Annotated in this window: 10 protein-coding genes; 2 read left to right on the top strand and 8 right to left on the bottom strand. The window is 68.1% G+C overall.

Annotation, left to right across the window (positions count from 1 at the left end; genetic code table 11):
* Together rpsO and ACTIL2_RS14515 are read right to left on the bottom strand one after the other, a co-directional pair.
* Nucleotides 1-175: 30S ribosomal protein S15 (gene rpsO, locus ACTIL2_RS14520; protein ID WP_442338189.1), on the bottom strand; the 175-nt coding region annotated here is incomplete at its 3' end.
* 100 nt (nt 176-275) lie between these two features.
* Nucleotides 276-1,280: a bifunctional riboflavin kinase/FAD synthetase gene (locus ACTIL2_RS14515; RefSeq protein ID WP_442338188.1), complete on the bottom strand. Its 1,005-nt coding sequence runs from the start codon at nt 1,278-1,280 to the stop codon at nt 276-278.
* A gap of 56 nt (nt 1,281-1,336) precedes the next feature.
* Here ACTIL2_RS14515 and truB point away from each other — a divergent pair, with 56 nt between their 5' ends.
* The gene (gene truB, locus ACTIL2_RS14510) at nt 1,337-2,299 is read left to right on the top strand and encodes a tRNA pseudouridine(55) synthase TruB (RefSeq protein WP_442338187.1); all 963 of its coding nucleotides are present in this window, start codon (nt 1,337-1,339) and stop codon (nt 2,297-2,299) included.
* On the opposite strand, the gene ACTIL2_RS14505 is transcribed toward truB, so the two are convergent.
* Entirely contained in the window at nt 2,300-3,178 is an 879-nt protein-coding gene (locus ACTIL2_RS14505; RefSeq protein ID WP_442338186.1) for a phosphosulfolactate synthase, read from the bottom strand. It abuts the gene before it with no gap.
* Nucleotides 3,179-3,241: 63 nt separating this feature from the next.
* Complete coding sequence (locus ACTIL2_RS14500) at nt 3,242-4,612, bottom strand: MmgE/PrpD family protein (protein WP_442338185.1); 1,371 nt, start codon at nt 4,610-4,612, stop codon at nt 3,242-3,244.
* A 312-nt stretch (nt 4,613-4,924) separates the two neighbouring features.
* Here ACTIL2_RS14500 and ACTIL2_RS14495 point away from each other — a divergent pair, with 312 nt between their 5' ends.
* Nucleotides 4,925-5,737 (top strand): L-threonylcarbamoyladenylate synthase, encoded by an 813-nt coding sequence (locus ACTIL2_RS14495; protein WP_442338184.1) that lies wholly within the window; start codon nt 4,925-4,927, stop codon nt 5,735-5,737.
* A gap of 85 nt (nt 5,738-5,822) precedes the next feature.
* Here ACTIL2_RS14495 and ACTIL2_RS14490 read toward each other — a convergent pair whose 3' ends face one another.
* From ACTIL2_RS14490 to rbfA, 4 genes are all read right to left on the bottom strand, one after another.
* Complete coding sequence (locus ACTIL2_RS14490) at nt 5,823-6,566, bottom strand: 4'-phosphopantetheinyl transferase family protein (RefSeq protein ID WP_442338183.1); 744 nt, start codon at nt 6,564-6,566, stop codon at nt 5,823-5,825.
* Nucleotides 6,563-7,405 (bottom strand): metallophosphoesterase family protein, encoded by an 843-nt coding sequence (locus ACTIL2_RS14485; protein WP_442338182.1) that lies wholly within the window; start codon nt 7,403-7,405, stop codon nt 6,563-6,565. The genes ACTIL2_RS14490 and ACTIL2_RS14485 overlap by 4 nt, the downstream gene beginning before the upstream one ends.
* Before the next feature lie 98 nt (nt 7,406-7,503).
* Nucleotides 7,504-8,802, bottom strand: coding sequence for an MATE family efflux transporter (locus tag ACTIL2_RS14480; protein WP_442338181.1), 1,299 nt, complete (start codon nt 8,800-8,802; stop codon nt 7,504-7,506).
* A 20-nt stretch (nt 8,803-8,822) separates the two neighbouring features.
* The gene (gene rbfA, locus ACTIL2_RS14475) at nt 8,823-9,269 is read right to left on the bottom strand and encodes a 30S ribosome-binding factor RbfA (protein ID WP_442338180.1); all 447 of its coding nucleotides are present in this window, start codon (nt 9,267-9,269) and stop codon (nt 8,823-8,825) included.
* Nucleotides 9,270-9,546: the final 277 nt, after the last annotated feature.

Raw genomic sequence — 9,546 nt, 5'->3', positions numbered from 1 at the left:
GCAGCAGCAGGCCGCGGCGGGAGTGGTGGTCGTGCTTGTGGAACTTGAGGTGCTCGGTCAGCTGACGGATACGGACGGTCAGCAGCGCGACCTGCGCCTCGGGAGAACCGGTGTCGGTCTCGTGGATGCCGAACTCCTTGAGGGTGTCGGCCTTCTGCTCCTTGGTCAGAGCCATGTGAATCTCCTGGTTGTTGTTTCAGTCCGCGCGAAAAGTGGGGGCGAATGCTCGCCGCCGGTGACTACCGCGAACCACAGTCACAGACCGTGCGACTCTATCACCCGCGCTCGCGAAGAACCAATCGCCGGGTCGCGTCAACGTCACTGTTGATCGCCGCAATCAACTCGTCCAGGTCGGAGTAGTTCTGCATGCCCCGGATGTGGTCGACGAAACTCACCGTCACGGTGCGTCCGTAGAGGTCGGCCTCGTGGTCGAGGACGAAGGCCTCCACGCTGCGGGTCGCATCACCGAAGGTCGGGTTGGTGCCCACCGAGATGGCCGCAGGTAGGTGGGCGTCCACCGGCATGTCCCCCACCAGCGATCCTTCCGGATCCTTCCGGGTGGGGATGATCCGCAGGTCGCCGGCGTAGACCCCGTCCGCCGGAAGGGCCTGGCTGTCCGGGAAGTAGAGGTTGGCGGTGGGGAACCCGAGCGCCGCGCCGCCGCGTCCCGCGCCCCGGGTGACCACGCCGCGCACCGTGAAGTTCCGGCCGATAGCACTGCCGGCCGAGGCGACGTCCCCCTCGTTGAGGCGCCCACGGATCCATGACGAGCACACGGTGTGCTCGGCGGACTCACCCTCGGCGTGGTCGGTCAGGAGACCGTGGACGATGACCTCGACGCCGTATTTCTCGCCGAGTTCGCGCATCGTCGCGCTGGTGCCGGACGCCTGGCTGCCGAAGGTGAAGTTCTCCCCCACCACCACGGCCTTCGCCTTGAGCTGCCCGAGGATGACCCTGCGGAAGTACTCCTCGGGGCTCCAGGAGATGATCTCCTCGTCGAAGGCGATGACCACCATGCCGTCGATGCCGTACCGGGCGGCGCTGATCGCACGCTGCTCGACGGAGGCCAGCATCGAGGGGATACGCTGCGGGTCGAAGATGACCGTCGGGTGGGGGTCGAAAGTCACCATCACCGCCGGGACGCCGAACTCGCGTGCCTTGTCCACCGTCGTGCCGATGAGTTTCTGGTGTCCGCGGTGCACACCGTCGAAGACGCCGATCGTCACAACGCTTCCCTCGAGGTCCGCGGGAACCTCGTCCAGTCCGTTCCAGATATCCACGGGAACAACACTACGACATTGTCGGCCCGCCCCGGGCTCCGCCTAGACTGTGCCCCATGTCTGGAACCGATTCCGCCGCTGCACCGTCCGGCATCCTCGCCCGCTCCGGCCTCGTCGTCATCGACAAACCGGCGGGAATGACCAGCCACGACGTGGTGTCCCGCTGCCGCCGGATCTTCGGCACCCGCCGGGTGGGGCATTCGGGCACCCTTGATCCGATGGCCACCGGGGTGCTCGTCGTCGGGGTGGAGCGGGGCACGAAGTTCCTGGCGCATGTCGTCACCCACGACAAGCGGTACACGGCGACGGTGCGTTTCGGCACATCCACCGTCACGGACGATGTCGAGGGCGACGTCCTGACGTCCGCGTCCCCGGAGGCGGTGGCGGCGCTGACGCAGGACGCGGTGCGAGGGGCCTTCTCCCGCCAGTCCGGCGACATCATGCAGCGCCCGAGCAGTGTCAGTTCGATCAGGGTCAACGGGCGCCGCGCCCACGAGCTCGTCCGCGAGGGGGTCGACGTGGTGCTCCCCGCCAGGCCCGTGACCGTGCACGGACTGGTGGTGGAGGACGTCCGGCTCGGTGCAGCCGGAACGGCGGCTGTTGAGGCCGACATCAGCGTGCACTGTTCCTCGGGCACCTACATCCGCTCGATCGCCCGCGACGTGGGTGAGGAGCTCGGTGTCGGAGGACACCTGCGTGCCCTGCGCCGCACCAGCGTCGGGCCCTTCGACATCGCGGACGCCAGGACGCTGGATGAGCTGTCCGCGGTGCGAGATGACACGGGCAGCGCCCCCGCGCTGTCCCTGGGCCTGGATGAGGCGATGTCCACCTGCTTCCCGGTCCGGGGGATCAGCGAGGAGGAGGGAACCGACCTGTCCATGGGCAAGTGGCTCGAGCCGGTCGGTCTCACGGAGGTCCATGCCGCGGTCACCCCCTCCGGACGCGCGATTGCCCTGCTCGAGGAGCAGGGCAGGCGGGCGGGGAGCGTGTTCGTGGCCCGCCCGGCGGGCATGGAGTAGCTACGGCCGCGGGTTGATCACACGGCCCCAGGTGGACTTGTTGCCCCAGATATTCTGTCGCAGGCCCTCCAGCTGGAGGATCTGGGAGTGGTCGACGAAGAGGTTGCACTCGTTGCCGTAGTTCTTCACGTACCACTCGAACACGGGGCCGTCGGCGGCCTCGAACATGACGTTCTCCAGGCCCAGGCCGTTGATGATCGACGCGGCCGCGGACGTGTTCCACTCGACGACGTTCTCGGTGATGCCCTCGGACTCGATCATGATGATCGACGCCCCGGCGTCCAGTGCCCGCTGCCCGCGGTCGACCAGGTCACCGATGTCCTTGGCGGACTCGGCGGCCAGCTCGGCCTCGGTCGAGTCACCGCCGGAACCGATCTGGATGCCGAGCTCGGGCTTGGCCTTCAGGCCGGCCTTGACGACCTTGTCCACCAACCGTTCCAGGCCGCTGGTGGGAAGCATGATGAACCCGGTGGAGATCTCGATGACGTCGAAGCCGACGTCCTTGGCCTCCTTCAGGTACTGGTCGACGGCGTCGTCGCCGTAGCGCAGGACGGTCTCGATCCAGCCGCCCGAGGAGACGTAGGCGTCGTTCTCGTGGGCGATGTCGCTGAACTTCCGGACCTGCTCCGGCGGGACCAGGGAGAACGATCCGCCCGCCCACTTGATGCCGTCGATCCACTGGCCGGCGACGTCGAAGACGTCCTGCAGGTGCCGGGTGCCGAAGGTGTCGTAGTAGGGGGCGCGGACCTCGGTCATACCGAAGGACCGCGGCTTCGCCGGACGGTAGGCGCGCGGGACGATGTCGAATGCGACGTCGAAGCCGGTGGCATTGGAGGTGGTGGTGCTGGAGGTGGTGGTGCTGGAGGTGGTGGTGCTCATGGTGAGCCTCCTTGTGGTGTCGGGTATGTGGTGGTGTGGTGGATCCGGCGGTTGGTGTACGACCTAACCGCGGGTGGTGCTGACCTTCGCCAGGGACGCGGTGAGGTCCGTGGTGCGGTGGTTCTCCAGGTCGTGGACGATGTCGCTGATCTCGTCGCGCAGTGCCTGGTCCGCGAAGGGGGTGGTGAGGGCGTCGAACTTCGCCCGTGCCCCGGCCCAGTCCAGTGGCTGGGTGAAGAAGCCGTCGTAGGCGGACTCCTCGTCGGTGAACTCGGTGCCGTCGTCGAGTGTGATCCTCAGGGCGGCGGGCATCTCCTGCGGGAACCGGTCGGAGAGGGCCTCGTCCGGGGTGATCGTGACCTTCCGCATGAGTTCCTGGACATCGTCGGCGACAATGCGCGACGGCTCGTACTGGGCCGGGTTGAGTTCACCGTCCAGCAGTGCCACGGCGAGCATCCACGGCAGGGAGTGGTCGGCCTCCTCCTTGGTGCGGATGGTCTGCTTGTCGCCTTCCTCGCCGCCACCGATGATCGAATGGGCCACGTCGAAGGTGGTCAGCTCGATAGAGGCGATGCGGGACGGGTCGAAGCCGTCCCGTGCGCGGATGTGGAGCACGCCGTCCAGCGCGGACTGGGAGTGGATCTCGGCGTTGTACTTCTTGATGATGGTGCGCGTCACGCTCTCCAGGTCCTCGGCCGACCAGTCGAGGGTGTAGTCGCCGGCGAGGGCCTTGAAGCCCTTGTTGCCCTCGAAGACCTCCGCGGGGCCGGTGATCCCGCGGGACGCCAGCAGCGCCGACCAGGTGCCCTCCTTGGACACGTGCGGGTAGGCCAACCCCTTCCAGTGGCTGAGGTTGCCGGTGCGGGTGACACGCAGCGCGACGTTGGCGGTGCCCGCCATGGCGACGGCGTTGGCGATCTGGTCGGCGGGCAGTCCCAGTGCCTTGGCGGCGGACGCGGCCGCGGCGAAGGCACCCTGGGTGGTGTGGTCGAAGCCGAGGTCGCGGACCGGCGCGACGTCCGACAGCCTGGTGTGCACCTGGTAGGCCACGGCGAAGGCGGTCAGCAGGTCCGCACCGGACGCGTCGGCGCTTTCCGCGGCGGCCAGGGTGGCACCGAAGTTGTCGGAGGGGTGGTTGGTCTCCCCCTTGGCGAGGTAGGCGTCCATGAAGTCGAGGTAGCGGCTCAGCGCACTGTTGAAGAACGCCGCCTTCTCCGGCGTGGTCCGCCCTCCCCCGATGAGCGTGGACTGCTCGGTGCCGCCGAGATCGTCCAGCAGGCCGCGGATCGCGGTGACGGGCTCGGCGTCGAGGGCGCCGATGGCGACGCCGAGGGTGTCGAGGACCCTGATCTTGAGCTGTTCGAGTGCGTCCGGACTGAGGTCCTCCAGTGTCGCCCTCTCGACGAAGGCTGCGAGGTCCTGAACTTCTGTCACGAGATGCTCCTGTTCCTCCGCTGTCGGGGCGGTGCCACTGGGGTGGATGCCGTCCGCCGGGCGGATAGTGGTCGGGCAATCCGGGTCGTGTGGTCCGTGGATGGGCTCATATTTAGGATTGCCTCACCTCCCATCGTCCACGCTCATGCACCGGCGTCAAGGGTGATGTGACGTATCCCACCGGCCCTTGACGGTGGGCCGCCGACATGCCGTCCCCCCGATTCCACCGGCACGGAGGCGCTGGACTACAATGCCAGACTGTGAGACGCAGTCTCCCGACCAGTGAGACGAGCGTGAGAAGTGTCCGACCAGATGACCACAGAACGAGAGGAACCCATGGCCGACAACGAGAGCCCCCGGCAGATCACGTGGAACGGCGGTCTGCAGCAGGAAGCCGTCGACCTGCTCAGCACCCCCGGCCACATCGTGGTCACCCCGACCAAGGTCGGCTACATCATCGCCACCAGCGACCGCGAGGGCCTCGAGCGCAAGTTCGCCGTGAAGCACCGCAAGCGCAACAAGCCGGGCGTGGTGCTGTGCGGCTCCATCGAGCAGCTCCGGGAGATCGCGGAGCTGACCCCGGAGATCGAACGCTTCTACCAGACCTGCGTGGACCAGGACGTCCTGATGGGCTGCATCCTCCCCTGGAAGGAGGGCGCCCAGGAGAAGTACCTGCCGGAGGGCGCCGCCGAACTGGCCACCGACACCCGTGGCACCAGCTGCTTCGTCCTGAAGTTCGGTGTCCCCGGTGAGCTCATCGCCCGCGAGATGTGGGAGCAGGGCCGCCTGGTGTTCGCCTCGTCCGCCAACCCGTCCGGCCAGGGCAACCGCGGCGTCGTCGAGGGCATCGGCGAGGAGATCGCCGGCGAGGCCGACCTGATCATCGACGGCGACGACTACGTCGCCTCCATCCAGCCGGACGCGACCGAGGAGACCCGCTACGAGCAGGGCGTGATGGTCTCCATGGTCGACGACGACGGGAAGATCATCCCGGAGCAGAACGGCGGGCGCGGCGTGACCCCCTGCCCGACGCTGATCCGCAAGGGAGTGTACAACGACGAGATCGTGCTGATCCTCGCCGACCAGTTCAACAGCTGGGACTTCCGCCAGGGCGCCTACTACTGATCACCGCCCGATGGCCGATGGCATCACGGCGCCCAGGGAAGTTCTCCTTCAGGCGGAACCGACCTGGGCGCCGTGATGCCGTCGTCTAGTTGCTCGCGACCCCGCACACGGTCACCACGTAGCCGTTGTGGATCACCCAGCTGCCGTGGATGTCGGGGACCGGGCTGGGACGGGACAGCACACGCGCGTGCCAGCTCCCACCCACCTCGACGCCCCAGTCACCCTGGTGCTCCACCTCAAGGTGCAGGTCGACCTCGTCGAAATCCAGGAACCGTCCCGCCAGGGGGAACCACGCCTTGTAGACGGACTCCTTCGCACTGAACAGCACCGTCCCCAGCGCCCGTCCCGGGGCCCTGGTCGCCGCACGGCGCAGGACGCGGCGCTCCCTCACCGTCGTGACGGCGTTCAGCACCCCGTCCGGGAGCCGCTGGGCGACCTCGACGTCCAGACCCAGACTCCTCCAGTGGCCGGAGCGTCCCACCAACGCCATCCGCACGCCGCGGGTGTGTGAGATCGTGCCCGAGACGGAGGCCGGGAACAGGGGCATGCCCTTCTCCCCGCGGAGGATGGGGGCGTCCTCCCCGAGCCCACGCAGCGCACGGTGGGCGCACCAGCGTCCGTCCCCGAACTCGGATTTGCGGGAGTCCACGGCCGCGGCGACGATCGTGCGCTCGGCGTCGTCGAGTTCGTTGTACCTGCTGAGGTCGTTGGTCTGGCCGGAGTGCAGTTCAACCAGGCCGGTGTCGGTGGGCAGGATGTGGCGCGGGACGACCGGGGCACGGTCGAGACCGTCGTGACCCACGGCAACGAAGGGGGCTGCGATGATCATGCCTCTTCCTCTCTGGGGACCTCCGTCAGCACCGGGTACGGCCAGAGGTCCCGTTCACGGCGCTTCCCGAGGCTCAACGTGTGCTCCCGTGGGTAGCCCAGCGACACCTCGACATGCGGGACACCGTCCACCTCGGTGCGGACCGGGATGTGCAGATGCCCGTATATGACCGTCTCCGCCCGGAAGCGGACAGGCCAGTCCTGAGTGTGCCGGGTTCCGGACCACAGCGCCACTTCTGGCAGCTCCAGTCGTCCGGTGACCTCCCTGACCAGTGGCCAGTGGTTCACCAGCACCGTGGGGCCGGAGACCTGTGACAATCGACGAACAGTGTAACCCAACCGACGCTGGCACCACAGGGGAACATCCACGTAGGGGGCGATGGCGACCTGGTCGGTGAACATCACCCCGTTGCCCTCCGCGGCGTTGAGCGCGTGCTTCACACTGACCAGCGGATCGCGCCAGGAGTGGTCGTAGAGGGTGAACATCGGGACGACGGTGCGTCCGGCGAAGGTGGCGTAGGGGTCCTCCGGGGTGAGCACGCCCATCGACCGGCAGCCCCGGACCAGCTCGCCGTACTTCTCCTCGGCGTGAATCTGGTCCTTGGGGCGGGAGAACAGTTCGTGGTTGCCCGGCACCCAGATGACCTGGGCGAAGCGTTCGGAGAGCTCGCGCAGCATGCCGAGGATCGTCGGGGTCTTCTCCGCGACATCCCCGGCGACAATCAGCCAGTCGCCCGGGTTCCGGGGCTGGACGAGGCGCTCCACGAGTTCCCGGTTGCCGGGGGCCGCGATGTGCAGGTCGGAGACCGCCCAGAGCGTGCGCGCGTGGTTGTCGGCCATACGCTCCGCACCTCCTCAGGATTTCCGGGTCTCCGGCGCGCACAATTACGCACCAGGAGTCACTATAGTCACATTGGTCACAACTTTCACACAGTGAATTATTCGGTGACCACCCAGCGACCGCTCCGGTAGCGCCAGACCACCGCCGCCAGCCGCAGGAGGATGAAGGCCAGAAGCCCGCACCACACCCCGGTCAACCCCAGGTCGAAGGCCAGGGACAGCCACACCCCGGGGATGAATCCGAGCACTACGGAGACAATCGTGGCGGTCCGCAGGAACGCTACATCGCCCGCCCCCAGCAGTACCCCGTCCAGGGCGAACACCACTCCCCCGAGCGCCACCATCACCACCAGCACCCACCACGGGCCACGGATCGTGTCCAGGACCCCGGCGTCGGAGGTGAACAGCCCGGGGACCACCACCGACCCCAGCGCCAGCAACGCGGCCAGCACCAGACCCGCGCCGACGGAGAACCGCAGCACCCTGTTGCCGACTCGCCACGCCGTCCTGGCCGACCCGGAGCCCAGCGCGGCACCAACCAACGCCTGCGCGGCGATCGCCACGGAGTCCAGCACCAGGGTCAGGAAGTTCCACAGCTGCAGCATGATCTGGTGTGCCGCCAGGGAGAACTCACCCATGCGCCCGGCCACTGCCGCGGCCGACACGAACGCGATCTGGAAGCTGAAGGAACGCAGGATCAGGTCGCGTCCCATCGACAGCTGCGGGCGGATCACCGCCCAGGTGGGACGCACCGCGCGCCCGTCACCCACCCGCCGCCAGGTGACGATCAGAGCCACCACGAAGCAGGACGCGGTGATCACCTCGCCCAGCACATTGGCGTACGCCGAGCCGACGAGGCCGAAACGGTCGACCGCCCACGGGACGGTGACCACCATCGGGACCACCCCCGCCAGGGTGAAGTACAGCGGGGCGCGGGTGTTGGCGATCCCGCGCAGCCAGCCGTTGCCGGCCATGGTGACCAGGGCCGGGATGATCGACAGAGAGGTGACCCGCAGCCAGTGGGCGGCGTCCTGTCCCACCCCGGAGCCGCCGGTCAACCAGCCGGTGACCGGCACCGCGCTGGCCGCGACGGCCACGGCGATCACCGCACCCACCGCAACCGCCACCCACGTGGCCTGCACACCCTCGGAGACCGCGCCGGTGGTGTCGCCGGAGCCGTAGCGCCGGGCCGCCCGCGCCGTGGTCCCGTAGGACAGGAACGTCAGCTGGGTGGTCACCTGGGCCAGAACGGTGGCCCCGGCGGCCAGGGCGGCGAGTTCGGCCGTTCCCAGCCGTCCCACCACGGCGGTGTCCCACAGCAGGTAGAGCGGGGTTGCCGCCAACACGGCGAGGGCGGGCCACGCCAGACCGAGGATGGTCCGGGTGTCCGCCCTCACGCCGGGAGTGTGCGGCTCAGTCACTCCCGCTCGGAGTCGTCGTCACCCTTGTAGGGGTCCGCCTCCCCGGCAGGACTCGCCCCCTCGGCCTGTGCGCGCACCCGGTCGTCGATCTCCCGGGCCTTCGCCAGCAGCTCCTCCAGGTGGGCCGAGGCCTCCGGCACGGTGTCGAGCTCGAAGCTGAGGGTCGGGGTGAACCGCACAGAGAGCTGGTCGCCGACGATCTTGCGCAGCTGCCCGCGGGCACGGTTCAGTGCCTCGGCGGCGGCGACGGTGTCCGGCTCCTCATCGATGGTCACACCACGTACCGTGTAGAACACCGTGGCGTCGTGCAAGTCACCGGTCACCCGGCAGTCGGTGACGGTGACGTACTTCAGACGCTGGTCCTTCACCTCCCGCTCGATCGCCGAAGCGACAATGGTCATGATGCGCTTGGCCATACGGGCCGCGCGGGCGTGGTCTGCCATGGTGGCACCCCTGTCTCGTCTCAGGTCCCGCAAGCGGGAGAACTTCGTTCACATTCTATTATCACCCGACAACGGCCCCGACGGCGGACCTGGGGTCCGTCGTCGGGGCCGACTGCCGTGGGCGAGGGACTACTTGTCCTTCTTGTCCTTCTTGACGTCCTCGCGGGGCACCTCAACCAGCTCGTAGGCCTGGATGGTGTCGCCGATCTGGATGTCCGGGTGGGACAGGACCATACCGCACTCGTAACCGTGGCTGACCTCGGTGACGTCGTCCTTC

The organism is Corynebacterium sp., from assembly GCF_052107835.1.
Lineage (GTDB): Bacteria > Actinomycetota > Actinomycetes > Mycobacteriales > Mycobacteriaceae > Corynebacterium.
The sequence above is the reverse complement of the archived record's forward strand: the minus strand, read 5'-3'. Positions and strand labels throughout refer to the sequence as shown.